A 23,072-nucleotide genomic window follows, 5' to 3' on the forward strand; every position below is an offset into this window, starting at 1 on the left:
TCGCAAGCAGCGCGCTTGCCTCTTTGAATGCCTCGTCAGCACTTTCAGGGGCCAGCCTGTTCAGCCTCGCTGGGCTGGGTGAGCTGAGTAGTTACGATTTTTCAAGCTTTTCAGGGCTGTGGCGCATAGCTGGCGGGCGCAAGCAGCTATTACTTTCATAGCGATTTGGCTGCCAGCGTTTTAAAACAGCAACACCCCTGTCATGCCCGCGCAGGCGGGAATCCAGCTGATCCGGCTCATTGCAAACTGCGCACCAGATCCAGCGCCTGCTCAATGCGCTCGACCGGGTGGATGGTCAACCCTTCGATGGGCTTTTTGGGCGCGTTGGCCTTGGGCACGACGGCCACGCTGAAGCCCAGCTTGGCCGCTTCGCGCAGCCGCTCCTGGCCGCGCGGCGCGGGCCGCACTTCTCCTGCCAGGCCGACTTCGCCAAACGCCAGAAAACCCTTGGGCAGCGCCTTGCCGCGCAGGCTTGACGCAATCGCCAGCATCACGGCCAAATCCGCCGCCGGCTCGCTGATGCGCACGCCGCCCACGGCATTCACAAACACATCCTGGTCCATGCAGGCCACACCCGCATGGCGGTGCAGCACAGCCAGCAGCATCGCCAGCCGGTCTTTGTCCAGACCGACGCTCAGACGACGCGGATTGGCACCGCCGTCATCGACCAGCGCCTGAATCTCGACCAGCAGCGGTCGCGTGCCTTCCAGCGTCACCATCACGCAGCTGCCGGGCACCGGCTCGCTGTGCTGACTCAGGAACATCGCGCTCGGATTCGTGACGCCCTTCAGGCCTTTTTCGGTCATGGCAAAGACGCCGATTTCATTGACCGCGCCAAAGCGGTTCTTGATGGCCCGCACCAGCCGGAAGCTCGAATGCGTGTCGCCCTCAAAGTACAGCACGGTGTCGACCATGTGCTCCAGCACGCGCGGGCCGGCCAGCGCGCCGTCTTTGGTCACATGACCGACCAGAATGATGCACACGCCGCTGGACTTGGCCGTGCGCGTCAGGTGCGCCGCGCATTCGCGCACCTGTGCCACCGAGCCCGGTGCGGAGGTCAGCAAGTCGGAATACACCGTCTGGATCGAGTCAATCACCGCGACCGACGGCTGGTTGACCTCCAGCGTCGCCAGAATCTTGTCGAGCTGGATTTCCGCCATGACTTTCACCTGCGAGCCGTCCAGCCCGAGCCGGCGCGCGCGCAGCGCCACCTGCGCGCCGCTTTCCTCGCCGGTGACATACAGCGTGTTCAGCCCGGCGCGCTGCAGCGAATCGAGCGCCTGCAGCAGCAGCGTCGATTTGCCAATGCCGGGGTCGCCGCCAATCAGCACCACGCCGCCCTCGACGATGCCCCCGCCCAGCACCCGGTCAAGCTCTTCGTGGCCGGTCGGCGTGCGGCTCATGTCGCTGGCCTCAATGTCGGCCAGCGCGGTGACTTCAGAGGCTTTCGCAAGCCCCTGGCGCTGCGTGCTGTAGCGGTTTTTGACAGCGCCGGGGTTGTCAGCAACCGACTCGATCAGGGTGTTCCATGCATTGCAGTGCGGACATTTGCCCAGCCACTTGGGGCTGATGCCGCCGCATTCGGTACAGGTGTAAATCGTTTTTTCTTTGGCCATGCGGGCAATGTAATGCAGTTGACCCGGGTGTTGCAGCGCGTGCCGGGGCAACCCTACGCGGTCGGAATGAGGAATTTTTACGATGCCTTCACGCCTGCCGGCCACCCGCCAGACGGCTGCCTTGACGAACCCTGGCAGCGGGTCGACGTTCGTTTTTGCCGGGAAATCAAAAAGCTGCCTGGCGTGTGGCGCTTTGCTGCTGACCGTTCAGCGCTTGCCTTTGCCGCTGGCGCGTGGCACTTCGAGCGGCGTGACCCTGACCGAGATAACGCCCTGTTTGCTGGCCCCCAGCAGCCGTGCCGTTGCAGGCGACACGTCAATGATTCGGCCCCGCACGTGGGGCCCCCGGTCTTTGATCACGACGATGGCGCTTTTGCCGTTGTGCAGGTTGGTGACTCTGGCCCGGGTGCCGATCGGCAAGGTCTTGCTGGCCGCGTTGTTTGAATTCGGGTTCATCCGCTCGCCGCCGGCCATCTTTTTACCGCTCAGCCTGTGGCTGTAGAACGACGCCTTGCCGGTCTGCGACTTGCCCGCTTTGCCAGTTTTTTCGACCGGATGCTTGACCGCCGCCCTTGCCGTGCCACGGTAGTGGACCGGATGTTGACCCTGTGCCTTGGCAGCCTTGGGCTTGTGGGACGCTGAGACTTTTCTGTCCGCTGCTTGAACCGCGCCCAGGCTGCAGGCGAAAAAAACCAGCAAGGCTATGCGTAAAATTTTCTGCATCGGGCGCTTTCATGTGTATCGGACGGGAAGTTTATCTTGCGTGAAATAGGGGCGTTGTAGCATTCGACCTATCACAACACACTGCAGGATGTCTCATGAACAACCTTCTCAATCCCTTCAAGCAAGCGCTGGCCGAAAAGCGGCCGCAGATCGGCCTGTGGCTGGGCTTGGCTGACGCTTACAGCGCCGAGTTGTGCGCCTGGGCCGGCTTTGACTGGCTGCTGATCGACGGTGAACATGCGCCTAACGACCTGCGCAGCATCCTGGGCCAGTTGCAGGCGATTGCGCCGTATGCCTCGCACCCGATTGCGCGCGTTCCGGTGGGCCACGGCCACAGCGGCACCACGCTGATCAAGCAATACCTGGACTTGGGCGTGCAGACGCTGCTGGTGCCGATGGTCGACACGCCCGAGCAGGCCGCCGACCTGGTGCGTGCCATGCGCTACCCGCCGCAGGGCATTCGCGGCATGGGCGGCGCACGGGCCTCGCGCTGGGGCCGCAACCCGGCGTATGTGCATGACGCCAATGCGCAGGTCTGCCTGCTGGTGCAGGCCGAAACCGAACTGTCGTTGCGCAATCTGGACGCGATTGCCGCGACGGAAGGCGTGGACGGCGTGCTTATTGGCCCGGCCGACCTGTCGGCGTCGATGGGCCAGGTCGGCAACTCCGGACATCCAGACGTGCAGGCCGCGATTGCCGATGCCATTGCGTGCATCATCAATGCCGGCAAGGCGGCGGGCATTTTGACGCCCGACGAAGCGCTGGCGCACCACTACCTGAAACTCGGCGCCACCTTTGTGGCCGTGGGGCTGGACATCAGCCTGCTGGCCCAAACCACCAGCGCGCTGGCAGCACGTTTTAAAAGCAGCGTGTCGGTCGCGCCGGCCAGCCAGACTTGCTGAAGCACAAATGGCCCCTGCCCTGCCGGAGCGTGGTGCGCACCGGCCACCTGTTTTTTTACCTGGAGCTTGCATGCCGCACCTGAACATTGAATACACCGCCAACCTGGAAGCCGCTGCCGACATGGGCGCGCTGTGTACGGCGCTGGCCGCTACGCTGGTGGCGCTGCGCCATGACGACGGCGGACCGCTGTTTCCGGTGGCCGGCACGCGCGTGATGGCCCGGGCCACGCCGCATTTTGCCGTGGCCGACGGACAGCCGGACCGGGCCTTCATTGACCTGAACCTGCGCATCACGCCGGGCCGCAGCGCGGCGACGATTGCACGCGCCGGCGATGCCGTGCTGACCCGCGCCAAAGCGCATCTCGCGCCGCTGTTTGCCGGCCATGCCATCGGGCTGACGCTGCAGATCGACGAAGGCGCGCCGGTCTACGAAGGCAAGCACAACAACCTGGCGGCGTACCTGACGCCCACTTGATGCGCGTTTGAGGCCCGTCTGAGTCAGCGCCTGAATTGCTATTTAATCAATAGCTGTCAGCGCCCGCCAGACTTGCGCCAGCAGCCTGTTTCATTGTATTTTTAACCGGAGAACCCCATGAAAGTCTGTATTTACGGCGCGGGTGCGATTGGCGGCTGGATTGGCAGCGGACTGGCGCGCGCGGGCTGCAGCGTCAGCGTGGTGGCGCGCGGGGCCACGCTGGACGCGCTGCAACTGCACGGGTTGCGCCTGCGCGAAGGCGACCGCATCACGTCGCAAGCGGTGGCGTCTTCTGCCCTGCCCGCTGACTTTGGCGTGCAAGACCTGGTGGTGCTGGCCGTGAAAGCCCCGTCGCTGCCCGACGTGGCGCGCCAGATCGCGCCGCTGCTTGGGCCCCAAACCCTCGTGCTGACGGCCATGAACGGCGTGCCGTGGTGGTTTTTGCAGGGCTTTGGCGGCGCGCTGGCGGGCACGCGGCTGACCTCGGTCGACCCGGACGGCGCGCTGGCCGCCGCCCTGCCGGCGCAGCGGATCATCGGCTGCGTGGTGCATGCCAGTTGCTCTTTGCCCGAGCCCGGACTGGTGCATCACCATTTTGGCAACAAACTGATTCTGGGCGAGCCGTCGGGCGAGAAAACCGCGCGCGTTCAGCAATTGGCCACACTGCTGGAAAAAGCCGGTTTTGAAGCGCCGGTGTCGGCACAAATCCAGAAAGACATCTGGTTCAAGCTCTGGGGCAACATGACGGTCAACCCGATCAGCGCGCTGACCGGCGCGACCACCGACCTGATCATGGGCGACGAACTGGTGTGCGGTTTCATCTCGCAGGTGATGCTGGAGGCCAAGGAAATCGGTGCGCGCATCGGCATTCCGATTGACCAGCAGCCCGAAGACCGGCACCAGGTGACGCGCAAGCTCGGCGCGTTCAAGACCTCGATGTTGCAAGACGTGGAAGCCGGCAAGGCGCTGGAACTCGACACACTGGTGGCCGCCGTGCGCGAGCTGGGCCAGCTGACCGGTGTCGCGACACCCTTTACCGATGCGCTGCTGGGTCTGGCGCGGGTGCAGGCGCGGGGACTCGGGCTGTATTGAGCGCGTGGATTGCGCCCACGGCGCGGCTGATCTGCACCGGCAGAATTGGGCGACGTGGCATTTTTGGCCAGGCGCTGACTTAACCTTAAATAGTTTCATAATGGCACCATAAATCCATTATGAAACCACAATGCCAAATTTCTCAGTCAAAGATGTGCCTGAAGCGTGGGCAGAAGCCTTGCGCCAACGTGCCGCGCGCAACCACCGCTCACTTCAAGGCGAGTTAATGGCCATCATTGAACAAGCGGCGCACGAGTCCTTGTCAGACGCCACAGAATCGCCAGTGGTCGCGCCATCGGCCCGCCTCCAGCGCGGCTGGAAAACCATTGAGCAAATCGCCACGGAACGCCGCCAGCGGTTTCCTCAGCCGGTCACCGGCGCGCCCTTGGCGGTGGACATCCTCCGCGCAGCGCGTGACGCACGATGAGCCCCACTTTTCGCCCCCTTTTTGTGGCCGAGCCGCCTTCGTCCTATCTGGCGCGCCCGCCGCTTGTGGTGGACTGCAGCGTTCTGGCCGCCATCTTGTTTGAAGAAGCCAGCCGGGACGACGCGCTACGCCAGCTTGCCGGCAAAACACTACACGCCCCCGACTTGCTTGACCATGAAATAGCCAACACAGCGGCCCAAAAGCAGCTGCAAGGCTGCCCGCAGGAAGTGGTCGCGCTGGCGCTTTCCGACTACGGCGCGCAAGCCATTGAACTGCACCGCACCGATGCGGCGGCCCAGTACGAGCTGGCCCTGCGCTACCACCTCAGCGGCTACGACGCCGCCTACCTATGGCTGGCCGCTGAACTGAAAGCGCCGTTGGCAACTTTTGACAAAAAACTCGGCACTGCCGCCCAAACGCACCTGGCCAGCCTGTCCTGACGGAGGGTCGCCAACCGCTACCCGCCATCACAGACAATCCCCACCATGCCACAAGCCACCCCCTCCGCCCAGCAGCGTTTCTTAAGCCTGCTCAAGCAGGACATTCTCAAACTCGACATGGCCGAACTGGACTTCGGCATCTACCGCATCCTGAACTACCGGCGCGCGCAAATCCTGGAGTACCTGGACCTTGCCCTGCCCGCCCGCATCGCGGTTTGGACGCAGGCATTGGCCCAGGCCAGCGGCCGCTTGCTGGCCGACACCGAAGCGGCGAACTGCTACTACCACCTGCACGTCTTTTTCAGCCGCTACTGGGACGAGGGCGACTTCATCCCCCGCGCCCGCCGTGGCGGCAGCGCCGCCTATGCCGTGCCCTACAACGGGCAGGACACCCATTTCCACTGGGCCACCAAAGGCAGCCACTACGTCAAAAGCGGCGAACTGTTTGCCCGCTACGCCTACAAGGACAACGGGCGCGAAGTACGTTTTTGCCTGGAGCGCGCCGACATTGAAAAAGACAACGCCAAAGGCGCACAGAAGTATTTTTTTCCGGCCGGGGTAAAAGCAGCCGATGCCGCGCTGGAAGTCAGCTGGCAATGGCGCGCGGCCACCGACCTGGAGAGCAAACGCTACAAAAATAAGAGCACCTTGCGCCCGTCGGGCGAGGACGTTGACGACATTTCATCCACAGAAGACGCCAGCGCCGCCACCGAGGGTGCCAATTTGCAGGAACGCGTCGTCAACGCCTGGCTGGCGGGCCTTGACTTCAAGGCCGCCAAAGCACCGCCCGAGCTGAACCCGGTGCTGCTGGCCAGCAATGTGCGGCGTTTTGTGCGCAAAAATACCAGCGACTTTTTTGTGCATCCGCAACTGGGCGAATTTTTGCGCGGCGAACTCGACGTGTACCTGAAGCACGAATTTGTGCAGGTGTGGGACGCCCGCGATGACGAACTGCCGCGTATCCGCGCCAAGTTCAGGCTGGTGCGCGATATTGCGCTGGACCTGATCGTCTTTCTGGACCAGATCGAGCGCTTTCAGGCCACCTTGTTTGAAAAACGCAAGTTCGTGCTGCAAGCCGACTACCTGGCGCAGTGCTCCTGGCTGCTGCGCGAAGGCGGCGAAGCCGGCAGGCAACTGGTGGCGCAAGCCTGCGCCAGCGCCGCGCAGGCCAGGGAATGGGCGCAATGGCTGGGCGACAAAACCAAAAAGCCCGACGGCAAGAAACTGCTGGCCGCCTGCCCGCACCTGCCCTTGCATACCCGGCATTTTGACGCCGACTTCAAGGCGCGTCTGCTGGCCTGCTTTGACGACCTGGAAGCCGCGCTGGGCGGCGAGTTGATTCACGCCGACAACTACGCGGCGCTGCGCACCATCGAACCGGCTTATCGCGAGCGGGTGAAGTGTATTTACATTGATCCGCCGTACAACACGGGCGGCGATGGCTTCCTGTACAAGGACGAGTTCACCCGGCACAGCGCTTGGGCTTCGCTGATGGACACCCGGCTGCATGCTGCGCGCTCCGTGCTGGCAGCCCAGGGCGTGCTTTTTGGCTCTATTGACGACAATGAGCACAACCACTTTCGCCAAGTGCTTGACGGACAGTTCGGCGCTGGAAATTTTGTGGCCGACATCATCTGGCAGAAAAAATATGCCCCGCAAAACGACGCGACCTGGTTCAGCGACGACCACGACTATTTGCTCTGCTATGCAAAAGACAAGCTGAACTGGATGCCTACCAAGCTGCCGCGAGCTGACAAGCAAGACAAAGCATTCACCAACCCTGACAGTGATCCGCGCGGTGTCTGGATGTCGGGCGACTACACCTCGAACAAGTCGGCGGATGAACGGCCCGGTCTTTACTATCCCGTCCAGAATCCGATGACGGGCGAGGAAGTTCTTCCGGGTAAAGGCCGGGTGTGGGCCTACTCGAAAGAGCAGCACGCGCTGAATTTGCAGGAAAACCGCGTATGGTGGGGCGAAAAAGGCCAGCTCAAAATGCCCCGATACAAGCGCTTTCTCAGCGAAGTCGGCGACCTTGTACCGCGCACTATCTGGTCTTATGAGGAATGCGGCCACAACCAGGAAGCCATCCAGATACTGCGCAGCATGTTTGAAGAAGGCATGAATTTCACGGCACCCAAGCCGCCCCGCCTGATTGAACGCTGCATCCGCATTGGTGCGGGCACCCTTACCCTCGACTTCTTCGCCGGCAGCGCCACCACCGGCCATGCCGTCATCAACCTCAACCGCGAAGACGGCGGCGCGCGCAAATTCCTGCTGGTCGAGCAAGGCGAATACTTTGACAGCGTGACCCTGCCGCGCATCGCCAAGGTCATGGCCAGCCCGGACTGGAAAGACGGCCAGCCCAAAGACGGCGTGAAGCACGACGGCGCGGACGACACGCAGCACTGGAGCCGCCGCACCCTGCCGCTGGTGCGGGTGCTGCGGCTGGAGCGCTACGAAGACAGCCTCAACGCCCTTGATTTTGAACAAAATCAGCCTCTGGTGCATGCTGCACCTGCGCAAGCAGCTATAGATTTAGTAGCGCATGACGCGCAGGAACATCTGCTGCGCTACTGGCTGATGGACGACAGCGACGGCCAGCCGGTGCGGCTGTCCACGCAGCAACTGACCGACCCGTTTGCCTACCAGCTGACGCTGCACGAACCGACCGGCGAGCGGCTGGCGCAGGTCGATCTGCAAGAAACCGCGCGCCTGCTGCTGGGCCTGGTGCCCAAGCGCCAGCGCGAGCTGAAGGACGCGCACGGCCAGCGCCACCAGTTGATGGAAGCGGTGCTGGCCGCCGACCTGGCGCGCGGCGCGCCCCAGCCCAAACTGGTCTTGCTGTGGTTGCGCGCGGTAGCCGACGAGCGCGACGAAAAAGCGGCGCAAGCCGAATACACGTGGCTGGCCGGGGCGACTCAAACGGCGTTTCAGCGCGAACTCAAGGACTACGCCGATATCTTTTACAACCGGGCCGCGTTCTGGCCGGCGGGCCGCTCAGGCACCTGCATTGACAGCCTGCTGGCCGAGCGCATGATGGAGCGGGCGCGCTGATGGCCACGGCAGCACGACAAACCCAGCGTTTTGACCGCAGCTTGCTGCTGGTGCGCTGGCTGGCCGATGAACTGGGCGGCCGCTACAACGAACTGCTGGCACGGGTGCAGGACGCGCCCGATGCAGGTGCGCCCGGCTATTCGGCGCGCCTGGCGGCGGTGCTGTCGCGCAACGGGGTGCGCATCAGTCCCGAGGCGCTGGCCGCCAGCGAGCGCGCCTTCATGGCGGACTGGGCCGGCATTGCTGCTACGCGCGAGGCCGCGACAGGCGAGCGTTTTGCCCTGACGCATTTCCAGTGGCTGGCGGCGCTGTTTGTCGAGCTGTACCTGGCGCGGCTGGCCGCACCCGGCGGACGCGCTTTGCTGGTGGCGCAATTGAATACCCTGCGCGAGCAGTCTTTCCCCTATCTGCCTGAAGTCCAGCCGGGACAATTGAACCGCCTGGCGCTGTGGATGGCCACGGGCAGTGGCAAAACGCTGATGCTGCACCTCAACACGCTGCAGTTCCTGCGCCATGCGCCGGGAATTCTGGGTCAGCTGCCGCAGCGCGTCCTGCTGCTGACGCCCAACGAAACGCTTTCAGTTCAGCACCGCAGCGAACTTGATTTGAGCGGCCTGGATGACATCACGCTGGGCCGCACGCTGGAAATCACCGAACTTACCAAGCTCTACCTGCCGGCCGACAAGGACGGCCTGCGCAACCGGGTCAAGCAAGGCGTGTCGGTTTGCACCGACCAGTACCCCGGCCCCAACTTGCTGCTGGTCGATGAAGGACACAAGGGCGGCAAGAGTAATTCGGGCGAGGAATCGGCCTTTCGGGAACGCCGGCAAGCGCTGACAGGCATGCATGCGTTGCATTCGGTGGAAGGTGAGCCCGGCTTCGAGTTTGAATACTCGGCCACTTTTGCCCAGATTGCCGACGGCGACAAGGGGTTTTTTGACGACTATGCGCGCTGCACCGTGTTCGACTATGGCTACCGCCGATTTCATGAAGATGGTTTTGGCAAGAGCCCGCGCAGCCTGGTCACGCGCGACAGCCATGCGCAAGACCTGGTGCTGGCGGCGGCGCTGGTGGCGTTCTGGCGGCAGGTACGCTACTTTGCAGACGACGCGGCACGTGCCCAGCGCTACCGGCTGAGCCCGCCGCTGGCGGTGTTTGTCGGCCAGAGCGTCACCGGCAAGAGCCAGGACGTGGTGCAGGTGCTGGTGTTTCTGGCGCGCTTTGCGGCGGACGCAGCCTTTGCCCAGGCGCTGCTCAGGCAGGTGCTGGATGCGGCCAATCCAATCCAGCAAGCGCTTTTTGCGGCGCAGCTGGACCTGGCGGCTGAACGTGCGTTGGGCGCCAAGGTGTTGCACACCCACCTGTGCACGGAACTTTTTGGCGGTCAGGGCCAGTTGGCGGTGCGGCCTTTGTCCAAGGACGAGCTGGGTATCCGGCTGCCCGGCGCGCAGGCCGACCGCTGGTTTGGCACGGCTTATGTAGGCGATGCGCACAAACTGGCCCAGGCGCTGCGTGCGGCAGGCCTGGTGGTGGAAGACGCGGACCAGGTGACCGGCTCGCTGTTTGCGCGGCTGGCAGATGTGCCCGAAGTGAAATTCCTGATTGGTTCACGCAAATTCATCGAGGGATGGTCGAGCTTTCGCGTCAGCACGCTGGGTTTGCTGCAGATTGGCCGCAATGCCGGCACGCAGGTGATTCAGCTTTTTGGCCGGGGCGTTCGGCTGGCGGGCGTGGGCGGACGCCTCAAACGCGCCAGCCATGTGCCTGAGCTGGGGCCGCACCCGCAAGGCATTGAGCTGGGCGAAACCTTGTATGTGTTTGGCGTGAAGGCCGAATATGTGCAGACCTGGCTGGACACCCTGAGCCGCGAAGGCATGCCGGCGCAAAGCGAGGTGCTGCCGATTTCGATACGCGCGGACTTTGACGCGCTCAACCTGCAAATACCGGTTCACGACGCTGATCGCCTGGCCGATTTTGGCCATGAGCCGGTGCGCTTCAGGGCCAGCGAGCACACGCCGCCGCTGATTGACCTGTCCAGCCGGTTGTCGCTGCAAGACGGCGTAGGAGAAGTCCAGCTGTTGCACGATGCGGTGCAGACCCATCCGGCGCGCGCGCTGTTGCAACAGTCGTTGAATGCGGAGCATCTGTTTCAGCATGCGCAACGTTTGGCGCGCCAGCAAAGCCTGCAGCAGCTGTGGGTCACGCCGGGCGAGGCGGGCCGCTGGCTGGACACCGTGCGTGCCAGCCTGCCGGCCGCGCGTCTGCCCATCAGCCCCGAAGACCGGCAACGCCTGCGCCATGAGGTGCTGGCGCAGTGGGAAGCGGCATTGGCGCGCACGCTGCGGCGCGCGCGGCTGGCTTTCATGACGAAGTTTCCCAAGCAAGTTCGCATTACCACGGCGCACCCTAACTTTCCGATGCAAACCCTGCCGGACGGCGCCCAAACGATGGGCTACCGGATAGAAGCCATGCTGGCGCAGGATGTGGTCAAGAGTGCCGTGGAGGCCTTGCGCAAAAGCCTGGGCGGCGCGCAACTCAAGCCGCAGGGCTGGGACCGGATTCTGGGCACACTGCGCGAAGAAGCGGGTGAAATTGACCTGCAGCAAACCTTGTCGCAGGTTCTCAAGGCGCTCGGGGAAGGCGCGGACGCAGACACCTTTGGCCTGCCGCTGCCGCGTCTGCATATTCCCCAGCATCTCTACAGCCCGCTGCTGTTGGCGGCACCCGCTACGCTGGTGGATGCTGGCGAGCAGTTCAGCCTGCTGGACGAGCAGCCGGTGACCTTGCGCATCTCGCCGCCGCCGCTGCAAAACAGCGAGGCGCGGCTGGTCTGGGACACGCGGCGGGTGTGGGAGCGGCTGCATACGTTGCCCGAGTGGGCTGGCGTGGACATCGTTTTGCTGCGTAATCTGGCGGGTGTCGGAGTTGGTCTGTTTGCTGCCGAGGGCTTTTTTCCGGACTTTTTGCTGTGGCTCAAACGCGGTGAGCAGCAAGCGCTGGCTTTTGTGGAGCCCAAGGGGTTGCGCCACCAGTGGCCGCAGGACAAGTTTGATTTGTTGGAGAAAACCGTGCCGTCCTGGAAGTTTTCGGTGCCGATTTGCGGATTTGTATTGAGCAGCAATACCGAGTCCGAGTTGCGCAAGATTCGACCCGGATTCAGCTGGTCAGGCGCGCCCTCTGTTTTATTGCACCAGGACGCGGATGGCGGCTATGTGGAGCGCCTGTTGGGCAACTTATTGACGCTCCTGCCCGCTGCAACTTCTCCCAAAGCACCGTAAAGACGCCGCGTAATTTTGCGTCCTTCGCATCAGATCAGCTTGGCCGCATCGCGCAGCAGCACGGCTTGGCTGTAGCGCAAAAACTCGTCCAGGTGGTTTTGAATGATGGCCACCGTAATCGGCAGCTGCAGTGCTTGATAGTCATGCACGGCAATATTGCGAAAGCCGACCATGCGCTTGAGGCCATCGGCCAGCGCCGGCTCCACCCACCCGCCTTGCGCCAGCAGGGTGAACACGTCACGCGCGCTTTGCGGCACGCCCAGCTTTTCACGCCGTATCAGGTGCTGGCCCATGTCCAGCGCGGCCTCACAGGCGCGCTGGATATTCAGGATGGCGGCATCCTGACGGGTGAAATCGGTGGCAAAAGTGGCCGGGTCGCGGTCATACTCCTCGCGCGCCCGCTTGACGCAGCGCTCGATGGTGGCGGCCTTGTTGATCAGCACGTCATCAGCCATAGACCGTTCCCCTTTTTTCAATATCGCCCAGCAGGCCCGCGCGGGCGGTATCGAGGGCTGTTTTCTCGCTCAGGATGGCGGCCTCGTACAAGGCGGCCTGCGCATCCTTGGCCCACCAGCGCTGGCCCGTGGTGATGATCTGGTGCTGCATCACGGTGGAGGCTGCGCGCAAGTCCAGCAGGTCTACCGGACATCCCGCCAGATCGGCCAGATCGCCGGACAGCGCCCACAAGGCCAGCGGATCGGCATAACCGGCCACCAGCACCGCCAAGTCCAGATCGCTGTCAGGCCCCGCCGTGCCCTGGCTACGGCTGCCGAAGATGTAGATGGCCAGCAGACCGGGAACGCGGTGGTGCAGCAGTTCGAGGATGGCTGGCTGGTTCATGATTTGACCGCTTCATCCACCGCCACCGGCACGCGCAGCGCCACAGCGCACATCAGCTCATAGCCCACGGTGCCGGCGGACTGCGCCACGTCGTCAATGGGCAGCACGGTGCCGTTGGCAGCGCGGCCCCAGAGCGTGACTTCGCTGCCCAGGCCGGCTTTGGGCACCGGCGTCAAATCGACGGTGATCATGTCCATGCTGACGCGCCCGACCATGCGGCACCGGACGCCATTGACCAGCACCGGCGTTCCGGTGACGGTATGGCGCGGATAACCGTCGGCGTAACCGCAGGCGACCACGCCGATGCGCATGGGCCCTTCAGCGACAAAGCTGGAGCCGTAGCCGACCGTGTCGCCAGCCTGCAAATTTTGCAGGCCGATGAGGCGCGACGACAGCGTCATCGTGGGCTGCAAACCCCAGTCGGCGGCGCTGTGCGCAGGAAAGTCAGGCGCGCTGCCGTACAGCACGATGCCGGGCCGCACCCAGTCGGAGCGGCCGTCCAGCGCCGCGCCGTGGCGCAAGATGGCCGCGCTGTTGCTGAGCGTGCGTTCGCCGGCCAGGTCGTGCGTCACGGCCTCAAAGGCCTGGAGTTGCGCGGTGATGCCTTTGGGGCCATCGGCATCGGGGAAATGCTGCATCAGCGAAATTTCTTCGACCTGCGGCAAGGCGTTCAGGCGAATCCAGGCGGCGCGAAACCGCTCGGGCACAAAGCCCAGACGGTTCATGCCGGTATTCATTTTCAAAAATACGCGGTGCGGCACCTGGGTTTTGTGGGCGGCCAGCCGGTCGATTTGCTCATTGCAATGAATCGTGTGCCACAGCCCGAGGCGCGAACACAGCTCCAGGTCGCGCGCGTCAAAGCAGCCCTCTAACAGCAAAATCGGGCCGCGCCAGTCGAGCGCGCGCAGCCGCTTGGCTTCGTCCAAGTCCAGCAGCGCAAAGCCGTCGGCACTGCGCAGCGCATCAAAAACGCGCTCGATGCCGTGGCCGTAGGCGTTGGCCTTGACGACGGCCCAGACCTTGGCGTCGGGCGTGGCCTCGCGAACGCGCGCCAGGTTATGGCTGAGGGCGGCGGTGTGAATGGTGGCAAGAATGGGACGTGGCATGGCGCAATCAGGTAGAGAAAGAACGGCGGGCAGAGCGGCTTTGGCCGGTGGGGTGGGGGCTCAGGCGTGGACTCGGGGACGGGCTCAAAAGCAGGCTCAGGGTCTTTCTTGGATTCTGTCACCAGACCCCATGCTATAAACGGCAATACTTTGGAGACATTCACCTGTATGGGGGGGCATCAGATCAACTGATGCATTTTTTTGGTGACTAATACAGTTTAATGAAGCGCGGTTTTTACACCATCATGGCAGCCCAGTTCTTCAGCTCGCTGGCTGACAACGCGCTATTTGTAGCAGCTGTAGAACTCCTCAAAACCAATGGAGCCCCGAAATGGCAACCGGCCGCGCTGGTGCCAATGTTTGCGCTTTTCTATGTGGTGCTGGCACCTTTTGTCGGCGCCTACGCAGACGCCCGACCCAAGGGCAACGTCATGTTTGTCAGCAACGCCATCAAGGTGGTCGGCTGCCTGATGATGCTGTTTGGCTCGCACCCGCTTTTGGCCTACGCCATTGTGGGCTTGGGCGCGGCGGCGTATTCGCCGGCCAAATACGGCATCCTGACCGAACTGCTGCCGTCCTCGCAGCTGGTCAAGGCCAATGGCTGGATCGAGGGGCTGACGATTTCCTCCATCATTCTCGGCGTGCTGCTGGGCGGCCAGCTGGTCGGCCATGCCATCTCCGGCCATCTGCTGGCGTTTGACTTTCCGTTCATCGACACCGGCGTCAACACGGCACCCCAAGCGGCCATCAGCCTGCTGATCGTGCTGTATGCGATTGCCGCCTGGTTCAACCTGCGCATCCCTGACACTGGGGTTGAAATGCGCCCGATGCCGCGCAACAAGTTCGAGCTGCTGCCCGATTTCTGGAACTGCAACTCGGCGCTGTGGCGCGACAAGCTGGGACAAATTTCACTGGCCACCACGACACTGTTCTGGGGCGTGTCGGGCAACCTGCGCTACATCGTGCTGGCCTGGAGCGCCGCAGCGCTGGGTTACAGCACCACGCAGGCGTCGTCGCTGGTCGGCGTGGTGGCGATTGGCACGGCGGTCGGCGCCATCCTGGCGTCGATGCGGATGCGGCTGGAGCATGCCACCAAGGTCATGCCGCTGGGCATTGCGATGGGCGTGCTGGTCATCGGCATGAACTTCATCAGCAACGTCTGGGTGGCCGCGCCCTTCCTGATTTTGCTGGGCGGCCTGGGCGGCTTTCTGGTGGTGCCAATGAACGCGCTGCTGCAGCACCGGGGCCACAACCTGATGGGCGCGGGCCGCTCGATTGCGGTGCAAAACTTTAATGAGCAGGCCTGCATTTTGAGCCTGGGCGCAGGCTACAGCCTGTCCACCGGCCTGGGGCTGTCGGCGTTTGGCGCGATTACCGGCTTTGGCATCGTGGTGGCCGGCTTCATGTGGCTGATCCAGCGCTGGCACAAAAGCAACACCGTCAAATACAAGGTGCAGCTTGATCACCTGATCAGCATCGCCCGCAGCGACAAATCGCACTGATGACGGGGCTGGATTTGGCCGGCGCCGCCAGGGGGCGCACCGCCCTGCTGGCGGCCGGCGCGCTGGTGTTCAATGCGCTGGTCTGGGGCGTTTCCTGGTGGCCGTTTCGCCAGTTGCAGGGCCACGGCCTGCACCCGCTGTGGGCGACGGCGCTGATGTACCTGATGATTGCGGCCGGCCTGCTGGTGCTGCAATTCAAGGCCTGGCGCGGCTTCGTGGCCTGCCCGCAGCTGTGGTTTCTGGCGATTGCCTCTGGCCTGACCAACATTGGTTTCAACTGGGCGGTGACTGTCGGCGACGTGGTGCGGGTGGTACTGCTTTTTTACCTGATGCCGGCCTGGTCGGTGCTGGTGGCTTGGCTGCTGCTGGGTGAAAAACCCACGCCCATGTCGCTGGGCCGTTTGCTGCTGGCCATGATCGGTGTGCTCATCGTGCTCAAGACGCCCGATGTGTCCTGGCCTGTGCCGCAGGGCAGCGCCGACTGGCTGGCGATTGCCGGCGGCTTCAGCTTTGCCGTGACCAACTCCCTGCTGCGCAAATACGGCCACACGCCACCGGCCTCTCGGATGCTGGCCATGTTTGGCGGCAGCGGCCTGATGGCCGGCTTGGCCGCGCTGCTGGGCATGTCGCTGCAACTCATTCCCGCGCCGGCGTTGCAGACTGCCGGCATTCCGGTGTTTCTGGGGCTGAGCCTGGCCTTCATGGTCAGCAACACGGCCCTGCAATATGGCGCGTCGCGGCTGGCCGCCGCCACCACGGCGATTGTGATGCTGACCGAAATCCTGTTTGCCAGCCTGTCCGCAGCCCTGCTGGGCGCGGCCCAGTTCACTCCGCGCATCCTGCTGGGCGGCAGTCTGGTCGTGCTGGCGGCCCTGCTTGCAGCGCTAGCGCCGGCCGCCAAAGACGCGCAGACGGACGCAGAATCAAGCTGATACGCCAATTTCCCCACCCAGCCAGGAGCTTTTTCATGCGCCCAGACGCCCACACGGTTTACGACTTTGAAGCCCGCCAGATCAACGGCCAGGACATGGCCCTGTCGGCGTTCAAGGGCCAGGTCATGCTGATCGTCAATACCGCCAGCCAGTGCGGTTTTACGCCGCAGTTTGGCGGACTGGAAACACTGCATCAAACCTACGGCAGCAAAGGCCTGGCGGTGCTGGGGTTTCCGTGCAACCAGTTTGGCGCGCAAGACCCCGGTGCTGACAGCGACATCGCCAGCTTCTGCCAGGTCAACTATGGTGTGAGTTTTCCGATGATGTCCAAAATCGATGTCAACGGCCCCGCCGCCCATCCGCTGTACCAGTGGCTGTCCGCCGAAGCGCCCGGCCTGCTGGGCAGCAAGTCCATCAAGTGGAACTTCACCAAGTTTCTGGTCGGCAAGGACGGCAAGGTCATCAAGCGCTATGCGCCGCTGGACAAGCCAGCCGACCTGGCCAAAGACATTGAAGCCGCACTGGCGGCGTGAGCCATCAAAGGGTGTTCAGGAGATTCTGAAAATTCAAGCGCCGATACGAAAACCTGTCACTTGCTTCGTGCCAACCCCCACCCTGTCTTTTCATAGAAAAACAGCTGTTGGCGCAATGCTGGCAAGCACTGACAGCTATTGATTCGATAGCGCGTCATCCAGCACTTCAACCCAGTGCCGAACCGGCGTGGCGGTGCCGCTTTGCAGGTGCGTGATGCAGCCGATGTTGGCCGACACAATCACGTCTGCCGCGACTTCGCCCAGGTTGGCCAGCTTGCGGTCGCGCAGCTGATAGGCCAGTTCGGGCTGCAGCACCGAATACGTGCCCGCCGAGCCGCAGCACAGATGCGCTTCATTGCTGGACACGCGGATGTCAAAACCCAGCGCGCCCAGATACTGCTCGACGCCGCCGCGCAACTGCTGACCGTGCTGCAACGTGCAAGGCGGGTGAAACGCCAGCCGGGGCGCGCTGGCGGCGATTTCTTTCATTAGCGCGGGTTGGCTTGCCTGCAGCGATTCGGCAATGATGGGCAGCAGCTCGCTCAAGTCGCGGGTCAGCGCGCTGATGCGGGCGGCTTTTTCGGCATAGGCCGGGTCGTCCTTCAGGATGTAACCGTATTCCTTGACTGTGACGCCGCAGCCCGAGGCGTTCATCACCAGCGCTTCAATGCCGCTCTCCACATACGGCCACCAGGCGTCGATGTTGCGCCGCATCTCGGCTTTACCGCCGTCCTGGTCGTTCAGATGAAACTTCACCGCACCGCAGCAACCGGCCTTGGCCGCCACGACGGTCTGGATGCCGGCGGCGTCCAGCACGCGGGCCGTAGCTGAATTGATGTTGGGCATCATCGCGGGCTGCACGCAGCCCTCCAGCATCAGCATTTTCCGGGCATGGGTACGCGTGGGCCAAACGCCGGATGCCTGTTTGGCAGGCACCTTGTTCTTCAGCGCATCCGGCAGCAGACCGCGCACCGCCTGGCCGATTTTCATGGCCGGGGCAAACAGCGGCGACGGCAGGCCTTCCTTCAGCGCCCAGCGCACGGCGCGTTCGCCGGCCGGGCGCGGCACGCGTTCATCGACCAGCTTGCGGCCAATATCGACCAGATGGCCGTATTGCACGCCGCTGGGGCAGGTGGTTTCGCAGTTGCGGCAGGTCAGGCAGCGGTCCAGGTGCAGCTGGGTCTTGCGCGTCGGCATTTCGCCTTCGAGCACCTGCTTGATCAGGTAGATGCGGCCGCGCGGGCCGTCCAGCTCGTCGCCGAGCAGCTGGTAGGTTGGGCAGGTGGCAGTGCAAAAGCCGCAATGCACGCATTTGCGCAAAATGGCTTCGGCTTGCAGGCCGTCGGGCGTGTTCTGAAATTCAGGGGCGAGTTGGGTTTGCATGGTGTGAAATCCACTTATTTGGGAGCATTCAGCCGGCGCCGCACGGTGCGCAAAAGGTCGGCATACAAGGGCGGCAAAGACAAAGCCAGCAGCAATATCGCCAGCGGAACCACCCAGATAAAGCCGACATAACGAAACCCGGCCGCGCCCACCAGGCCGCCCAGGACAAACGCGGACAGCAGCGTCAGCAGCAGCTTGAGCTTGATCTGGTTGGCGCGCACGCGCGACTCAAACGGGCTTTCGGTGCGGTTCCAGTAAAACAGCTTGCCCAGCTCAATACCGATGTCGGTAATGATGCCGGTCATGTGCGTGGTGCGAATCTGCGACGATGAAATTTTGCTGACCAGCGCGTTTTGCAGCCCCATCGTGAAGGCCAGCACCAGCACCGTCAGCGGCACGGCAAACGGCGTCTGGCGGTTCAGGGTGGCGCCCATCAGGCCAAACACCAGCAGCAGCAAGGCCTCGGCCAGCAGGGGCAGCGCATATTCGCTGCGCACATGGCGCTGGCGTGCCCAGTTCACCATCACGGCAGTGACGGCCGCCCCGGTGGTAAAGGCCAGCAACGTGCCCAATGCGCCCAGCACCAGCGTCATGTTGCCCAACACCAGGTTGTCGGCCAGCATGGAGGCGAAGCCGGTCATGTGCGAGGTGTACATGTGAACCACCAGAAAGCCCCCGGCGTTGATGGCCCCGGCATTGAAAGCCAGGATGCCGCCCAGCAGCCGGTTGGTGGAAGCCGTGCGGTGCTGGCCGCTGAGGTGACGCAAACGCCGCACGCGGTGCTTTACCAGTCCGCAGACAGACGGCCCGGATTGAAAACGCCCGCCGGGTCAAACTGCTTTTTGAGTTCGCGCTGGATGCGCGCCTGCACAGCTGACAGCGGCGTGAAAACCGGGGTAATGACAGGCGCATCCAGCGGCGTCCCGGCAGCGCGCCGGAACAAGGTCGCGTGGCCGCGGGCCTGGCTTGCCATCTGGCGCAGTTGCGCGGCGCTAGAGGCCGGTGCCCACAGCCAGCGCAGCCCGCCGTGCCACTCGATCAGCTGGACAAAAGGCAAGTCCAGCGCGGGCGTGGTTTGCGGCACGCTCAGGCGCCACAGGCAGGCATCAAGCGAAGGCGCTTGCGCAAAAAACGGCAGGGTTTGCTCGCGGCAGGCGTTCCAGTCGGCGCTGGCCTGGGTGTTTTCCATGACCAGCGCCTGGCCGCCGGCGGCCTTCACGTCGGCCATCATGCGCGGGCAGGCGGAATCGACCGCCGCCACCGCGCCGCGCAGCCGCACAAACAACACATCCTGTGCAGGGCTGGCGCTGTCGTCATGCACCCAGCAACTGGCGTTCAGCGGCAGCGGCTGGCCGCCCCAGCGGTTGAGCAAATCCAGCGCTTTTTGCTGCGGCAGGCTGCAGCGCAAGGTGGCTTCGGCGGGCGCAATGGGCAGCACCTTGAGCGACACCTCCAGCAATACGCCGAGCGTGCCCATCGCCCCGGCCATCAGGCGCGAAACGTCGTAGCCGGCAACGTTTTTCATGACTTGGCCGCCGAAGGTCAGGCATTCGCCCTGGCCGTTGAGCAGCACCACGCCCAGCAAAAAGTCGCGCACCGCGCCACTGCTGGCGCGCGCCGGGCCGTTCAGCCCGCTGGCGACCATGCCGCCAACGGTGGCGTCAGGGCCGAAGTGCGGCGGCTCGAACGGCAGGCACTGGCCTTGTCCGGCCAGCAGCGCTTCCAGTTCGGCCAGCTTTGTTCCGGCGCGCACGGTGACGACCAGCTCGCTCGGCTCGTAGCTGACGATGCCGGCATACGCGGCCATGTCGAGCACGTCGCCGCGCAAATCCTGGCCATAAAAATCCTTGCTGCCGCCGCCGCGAATGCGCAGCTGCGTGCCGCTTTGCGCCGCCTGGCGAACGCGCGTGGCCATCAAAGCCGTCATGTCTGTGTCTGCATTCATGGCCAGAATGGTACGCGTGCAAGGCGTTCAGGGGGTTTGATTTTTTTGAACGCAGCGTGTTCGGTTTTTTCGCAGGCGGGCGTTTTTGGCTTGCGCAGGCCGTGCCTTGCCCTTCATCGGTCCGCCAAAACGCTATTAATAAAATAGCTGACTGTGCCCATCTGGCCTGCGCGTGCGCCTGTTTTTATAAAAAAACGCCAAGAATTGCTCAGTCCAGGAAGAAATTCACCGGCAAACCCGGCACGTCGACCGGCATTGAAAACACACAGCCCGAATCCGGCCACTGCGCCAACTCCTGCGCCGGGCGCTTCTGGCGGGCGGTGGTGAGGTAAAGCGTCTTGAAGTCAGCGCCGCCAAAGCAGGGCATGGTCGGGCATTGCGCCGGCACGGCAAATTCGGCCAGCAACTCGCCAGCGGGCGACAGCTTGAGCAGCCGCCCGCCTTCGTACATGGCGACGTAGTAGTTGCCCTGCACATCAACCGCCGCGCCGTCGGGCCGGCCGCCATAACCGCTCCTGCCCGGCTGCCAGCCTTCGGGTTTGCCAGGCCAGGCATGAAACACGCGCTCGTGGCTCAGGGTGTTGCTGGCGGCGTCCCAGTCCCAGGCGCGAACGGCATGGCTGGGCGTGTCGGTCCAGTACAGCGTGGCCGCGTCGGGCGACCAGGCCAGGCCGTTGGCCGTGGTGGCATCGGCGGCCTTGGCTTCGAGCATCAGCGTGCGGCCATTGCGGCCATCGAGCGAAAAAAGCTGCGCCCGCGCCGCATCGCGCGGCTCGTAAATCGTGCCGGCCCAAAAGCGCCCCAGCGGATCGGCCTTGCCGTCGTTGAAGCGGCTGGTGGCCGGGTCGTGCAGCGCGGGCGCGAGCAGCCCCAACTCGCCGCCCCAGTGCCGGGCGCGGTAAATGCCGTCGCGCAGGGCAATGACCAGTCCGGTGCTCTGCCCGCTGCTGCGGGCCGGCGCGATGCAGCCGGGCTCGGACGGCAGCGTCCAGCGCTCGACAACGCCATCAATCAGCGTTGAGCGGCAGACCTGGCGGGCGGGAATGTCGACCCAGTAAAGCCGTTGCTCGTCAGGGTGCCAGAACGGGGATTCGCCCAATTCGCTGGGCTGGGAAATAGCGGTTTGCCAGAGCATGGAATCTCCTCAAGGGCAGGCATTGCAGACAATCTGCCACTGTAGCGCCAAAAAAACAGCCCGCTGGTTGGAGGCCAGCGGGCCGAAATTCCCCATGAAACTTCTGTCAGCTCAACAAACCGTGCTCAACGGTTGTAGGCGGTTTCGCCGTGCGAGGTGATGTCCAGGCCTTCGCGCTCGTCTTCTTCGCTGACGCGCAGGCCAATCGTCAGGTCAACCACTTTGTAGGCGATAAAAGACACGACGCCCGACCAGACCACCGTAAGCAAGACGGCCTTGGCCTGAATCCAGACTTGCGAGACGATGGAATAGTCGGCTGCCGTGATGCCGGTGGCCGTCACCCAGTCGGCCACAAAGCCGGGGCCACCCAGGGCGGGCGAGTTGAACACGCCGGTCAGCAGCCCGCCGACGATACCGCCCACGCCATGCACGCCAAACACGTCCAGCGAGTCGTCGGCGCCGAGCATTTTCTTCAGGCCATGCACCCCCCAGAGGCAGGCAAAACCGGCGACAAAACCAATCACCAGACCGCCGGCGATGCCAACATTGCCGGCGGCGGGCGTGATGGCCACCAGACCAGCCACCGCGCCAGAGGCCGCGCCCAGCATTGACGCCTTGCCGCGCATCAGCGCTTCGCCCAAACACCAGGCCAGCACGGCGGCAGCCGTCGCGCCCAGCGTGTTGATGAAGGCCAGCGCGGCAAAGCCGTTGGCTTCCAGCGCCGAGCCGGCGTTAAAACCAAACCAGCCTACCCACAGCAGCGAAGCACCGACCATCGTCAGCGTCAGGCTGTGCGGGGCCATGGCTTCCTTGCCATAACCAATGCGCTTGCCAACCATGTACGCACCGACCAGACCGGCCATCGCCGCATTGATGTGCACCACGGTGCCGCCGGCAAAGTCCAGCGCGCCCGACTGCCAGATGTAGCCGGCTTTTCCGTTCATCGCGTCAACCACCTCCTTGCCGGTGTAGGCGTCCGGCCCCATCCAGAACCAGACCATGTGCGCCATCGGAACATAGCTGAAGGTGAACCAGATCACCATGAACAGCAGCACCGCAGAGAACTTGATGCGCTCGGCAAACGCACCGACGATCAGGCTGCAGGCGATGCCGGCAAACGTCGCCTGGAAGGCAGAAAACACGATTTCCGGAATCACCACGCCCTTGCTGAAGGTGGCGGCGTTGGCAAACGTGCCGGCAGTGTTGTCCCAGATGCCTTTCATGAACAAGCGGTCAAAGCCGCCTATGAAGGCATTGCCCTCGGTAAACGCCAGGCTGTAGCCGTAGATGAACCACAGCACCACAATCAATGAAAACGTCACCATCACCTGCATCAGCACCGACAGCATGTTCTTGCTGCGCACCAGGCCGCCATAGAACAGGGCCAGGCCCGGCACCACCATCAGGATCACCAGAATGGTCGACACCATCATCCACGCGGTGTCGCCCTTGTTGGGGACGGGTGCGGCAGCGGCGACGGGCGCGGCGGCAGGCGGGGCTACGGCAGCAGCGGCGGCGGGTGCAGCGACCAGAGCGGCGGCATCCGCTTTGGCTTCAGCCGGGGCGGCAACGGCAGAATTTGCGGCAGGCGCTTCGGCTGGCGTTTGCGCCTGGGCAAAAGCGCCCGTGCCCAGCAAACTCAGTCCCAGCAGCACAGAAGCGATCAGTTTTTTCATGGCGATGTTC

General features: G+C 63.6%; 20 protein-coding genes. 10 read left to right on the forward strand and 10 right to left on the reverse strand.

Annotated features, from left to right (window positions below; translation table 11 throughout):
- Nucleotides 1-236: 236 nt before the first annotated feature.
- Together radA and RCH06_RS14410 are read right to left on the reverse strand one after the other, a co-directional pair.
- Entirely contained in the window at nt 237-1,616 is a 1,380-nt protein-coding gene (radA, locus tag RCH06_RS14405; protein WP_327082158.1) for a DNA repair protein RadA, read from the reverse strand.
- Nucleotides 1,617-1,823: 207 nt separating this feature from the next.
- A complete protein-coding gene (locus RCH06_RS14410) occupies nt 1,824-2,339 on the reverse strand; it encodes a septal ring lytic transglycosylase RlpA family protein (RefSeq protein ID WP_327082159.1) in 516 nt (171 codons plus the stop codon).
- 95 nt (nt 2,340-2,434) lie between these two features.
- Between RCH06_RS14410 and hpaI the strand changes: the two genes are divergently transcribed.
- From hpaI to RCH06_RS14445, 7 genes are all read left to right on the forward strand, one after another.
- A complete protein-coding gene (hpaI, locus tag RCH06_RS14415; protein ID WP_327082160.1) occupies nt 2,435-3,241 on the forward strand; it encodes a 4-hydroxy-2-oxoheptanedioate aldolase in 807 nt (268 codons plus the stop codon).
- Nucleotides 3,242-3,311: 70 nt separating this feature from the next.
- Complete coding sequence (locus tag RCH06_RS14420; protein ID WP_327082161.1) at nt 3,312-3,716, forward strand: 5-carboxymethyl-2-hydroxymuconate isomerase; 405 nt, start codon at nt 3,312-3,314, stop codon at nt 3,714-3,716.
- Between the two features lie 117 nt (nt 3,717-3,833).
- Nucleotides 3,834-4,808: a 2-dehydropantoate 2-reductase gene (locus tag RCH06_RS14425; protein WP_327082162.1), complete on the forward strand. Its 975-nt coding sequence runs from the start codon at nt 3,834-3,836 to the stop codon at nt 4,806-4,808.
- A gap of 130 nt (nt 4,809-4,938) precedes the next feature.
- Nucleotides 4,939-5,235 (forward strand): FitA-like ribbon-helix-helix domain-containing protein, encoded by a 297-nt coding sequence (locus RCH06_RS14430; protein WP_327082163.1) that lies wholly within the window; start codon nt 4,939-4,941, stop codon nt 5,233-5,235.
- Nucleotides 5,232-5,675, forward strand: coding sequence for a type II toxin-antitoxin system VapC family toxin (locus RCH06_RS14435; protein WP_327082164.1), 444 nt, complete (start codon nt 5,232-5,234; stop codon nt 5,673-5,675). The genes RCH06_RS14430 and RCH06_RS14435 overlap by 4 nt, the downstream gene beginning before the upstream one ends.
- A 45-nt stretch (nt 5,676-5,720) precedes the next feature.
- Nucleotides 5,721-8,732, forward strand: coding sequence for a site-specific DNA-methyltransferase (locus RCH06_RS14440; RefSeq protein ID WP_327082165.1), 3,012 nt, complete (start codon nt 5,721-5,723; stop codon nt 8,730-8,732).
- On the forward strand, nt 8,732-12,010 hold the full coding sequence (locus RCH06_RS14445; RefSeq protein ID WP_327082166.1) for a DEAD/DEAH box helicase family protein: 3,279 nt from the start codon (nt 8,732-8,734) through the stop codon (nt 12,008-12,010). The genes RCH06_RS14440 and RCH06_RS14445 overlap by 1 nt, the downstream gene beginning before the upstream one ends.
- Before the next feature lie 29 nt (nt 12,011-12,039).
- Here the strand turns inward: RCH06_RS14445 and hepT are convergent, their stop codons facing one another.
- Genes hepT through alr form a run of 3 tightly spaced genes read right to left on the reverse strand, consistent with a single transcriptional unit; the run spans nt 12,040 to nt 13,956 of the window.
- On the reverse strand, nt 12,040-12,465 hold the full coding sequence (gene hepT, locus RCH06_RS14450) for a type VII toxin-antitoxin system HepT family RNase toxin (RefSeq protein WP_327082167.1): 426 nt from the start codon (nt 12,463-12,465) through the stop codon (nt 12,040-12,042).
- Nucleotides 12,458-12,850, reverse strand: a complete 393-nt coding sequence (gene mntA / locus RCH06_RS14455) for a type VII toxin-antitoxin system MntA family adenylyltransferase antitoxin (protein ID WP_327082168.1) — start codon at nt 12,848-12,850, stop codon at nt 12,458-12,460. Before mntA ends, hepT begins: the two co-directional genes overlap by 8 nt.
- The gene (gene alr, locus RCH06_RS14460) at nt 12,847-13,956 is read right to left on the reverse strand and encodes an alanine racemase (RefSeq protein ID WP_327082169.1); all 1,110 of its coding nucleotides are present in this window, start codon (nt 13,954-13,956) and stop codon (nt 12,847-12,849) included. The genes mntA and alr overlap by 4 nt, the downstream gene beginning before the upstream one ends.
- Before the next feature lie 221 nt (nt 13,957-14,177).
- Here alr and lplT point away from each other — a divergent pair, with 221 nt between their 5' ends.
- From lplT to RCH06_RS14475, 3 genes are read left to right on the forward strand one after another with little or no spacing between them, the layout of a single operon-like run.
- A complete protein-coding gene (gene lplT, locus RCH06_RS14465) occupies nt 14,178-15,458 on the forward strand; it encodes a lysophospholipid transporter LplT (RefSeq protein ID WP_327082170.1) in 1,281 nt (426 codons plus the stop codon).
- Nucleotides 15,458-16,390, forward strand: a complete 933-nt coding sequence (locus RCH06_RS14470) for a DMT family transporter (protein ID WP_327082171.1) — start codon at nt 15,458-15,460, stop codon at nt 16,388-16,390. Before lplT ends, RCH06_RS14470 begins: the two co-directional genes overlap by 1 nt.
- A 35-nt stretch (nt 16,391-16,425) precedes the next feature.
- Nucleotides 16,426-16,923, forward strand: a complete 498-nt coding sequence (locus RCH06_RS14475) for a glutathione peroxidase (protein ID WP_327082172.1) — start codon at nt 16,426-16,428, stop codon at nt 16,921-16,923.
- A 135-nt stretch (nt 16,924-17,058) separates the two neighbouring features.
- Here the strand turns inward: RCH06_RS14475 and glcF are convergent, their stop codons facing one another.
- The 5 genes from glcF to amt form a co-directional block, all read right to left on the reverse strand.
- Nucleotides 17,059-18,306, reverse strand: coding sequence for a glycolate oxidase subunit GlcF (gene glcF / locus RCH06_RS14480; protein ID WP_327082173.1), 1,248 nt, complete (start codon nt 18,304-18,306; stop codon nt 17,059-17,061).
- A gap of 14 nt (nt 18,307-18,320) precedes the next feature.
- Nucleotides 18,321-19,082: a YoaK family protein gene (locus RCH06_RS14485; protein ID WP_327082174.1), complete on the reverse strand. Its 762-nt coding sequence runs from the start codon at nt 19,080-19,082 to the stop codon at nt 18,321-18,323.
- 8 nt (nt 19,083-19,090) lie between these two features.
- The gene (gene glcE / locus RCH06_RS14490) at nt 19,091-20,251 is read right to left on the reverse strand and encodes a glycolate oxidase subunit GlcE (protein ID WP_327082175.1); all 1,161 of its coding nucleotides are present in this window, start codon (nt 20,249-20,251) and stop codon (nt 19,091-19,093) included.
- 208 nt (nt 20,252-20,459) lie between these two features.
- Nucleotides 20,460-21,386, reverse strand: coding sequence for an SMP-30/gluconolactonase/LRE family protein (locus RCH06_RS14495; protein WP_327082176.1), 927 nt, complete (start codon nt 21,384-21,386; stop codon nt 20,460-20,462).
- A gap of 125 nt (nt 21,387-21,511) precedes the next feature.
- Nucleotides 21,512-23,062, reverse strand: a complete 1,551-nt coding sequence (amt, locus tag RCH06_RS14500; RefSeq protein ID WP_327082177.1) for an ammonium transporter — start codon at nt 23,060-23,062, stop codon at nt 21,512-21,514.
- Between the last annotated feature and the right edge of the window lie 10 nt (nt 23,063-23,072).

This window comes from Polaromonas sp. CG_9.5, assembly GCF_035984465.1.
In the GTDB taxonomy this organism is placed as follows: domain Bacteria; phylum Pseudomonadota; class Gammaproteobacteria; order Burkholderiales; family Burkholderiaceae_C; genus Polaromonas.

Bases quoted from the DNA above. Each gene is read 5' to 3' on its own strand.
- radA (WP_327082158.1), bottom strand. From the start codon at position 1,616: ATGGCCAAAGAAAAAACGATTTACACCTGTACCGAATGCGGCGGCATC.
- RCH06_RS14410 (WP_327082159.1), bottom strand. From the start codon at position 2,339: ATGCAGAAAATTTTACGCATAGCCTTGCTGGTTTTTTTCGCCTGCAGC.
- hpaI (WP_327082160.1), top strand. From the start codon at position 2,435: ATGAACAACCTTCTCAATCCCTTCAAGCAAGCGCTGGCCGAAAAGCGG.
- RCH06_RS14420 (WP_327082161.1), top strand. From the start codon at position 3,312: ATGCCGCACCTGAACATTGAATACACCGCCAACCTGGAAGCCGCTGCC.
- RCH06_RS14425 (WP_327082162.1), top strand. From the start codon at position 3,834: ATGAAAGTCTGTATTTACGGCGCGGGTGCGATTGGCGGCTGGATTGGC.
- RCH06_RS14430 (WP_327082163.1), top strand. From the start codon at position 4,939: ATGCCAAATTTCTCAGTCAAAGATGTGCCTGAAGCGTGGGCAGAAGCC.
- RCH06_RS14435 (WP_327082164.1), top strand. From the start codon at position 5,232: ATGAGCCCCACTTTTCGCCCCCTTTTTGTGGCCGAGCCGCCTTCGTCC.
- RCH06_RS14440 (WP_327082165.1), top strand. From the start codon at position 5,721: ATGCCACAAGCCACCCCCTCCGCCCAGCAGCGTTTCTTAAGCCTGCTC.
- RCH06_RS14445 (WP_327082166.1), top strand. From the start codon at position 8,732: ATGGCCACGGCAGCACGACAAACCCAGCGTTTTGACCGCAGCTTGCTG.
- hepT (WP_327082167.1), bottom strand. From the start codon at position 12,465: ATGGCTGATGACGTGCTGATCAACAAGGCCGCCACCATCGAGCGCTGC.
- mntA (WP_327082168.1), bottom strand. From the start codon at position 12,850: ATGAACCAGCCAGCCATCCTCGAACTGCTGCACCACCGCGTTCCCGGT.
- alr (WP_327082169.1), bottom strand. From the start codon at position 13,956: ATGCCACGTCCCATTCTTGCCACCATTCACACCGCCGCCCTCAGCCAT.
- lplT (WP_327082170.1), top strand. From the start codon at position 14,178: ATGAAGCGCGGTTTTTACACCATCATGGCAGCCCAGTTCTTCAGCTCG.
- RCH06_RS14470 (WP_327082171.1), top strand. From the start codon at position 15,458: ATGACGGGGCTGGATTTGGCCGGCGCCGCCAGGGGGCGCACCGCCCTG.
- RCH06_RS14475 (WP_327082172.1), top strand. From the start codon at position 16,426: ATGCGCCCAGACGCCCACACGGTTTACGACTTTGAAGCCCGCCAGATC.
- glcF (WP_327082173.1), bottom strand. From the start codon at position 18,306: ATGCAAACCCAACTCGCCCCTGAATTTCAGAACACGCCCGACGGCCTG.
- glcE (WP_327082175.1), bottom strand. From the start codon at position 20,251: ATGAATGCAGACACAGACATGACGGCTTTGATGGCCACGCGCGTTCGC.
- RCH06_RS14495 (WP_327082176.1), bottom strand. From the start codon at position 21,386: ATGCTCTGGCAAACCGCTATTTCCCAGCCCAGCGAATTGGGCGAATCC.
- amt (WP_327082177.1), bottom strand. From the start codon at position 23,062: ATGAAAAAACTGATCGCTTCTGTGCTGCTGGGACTGAGTTTGCTGGGC.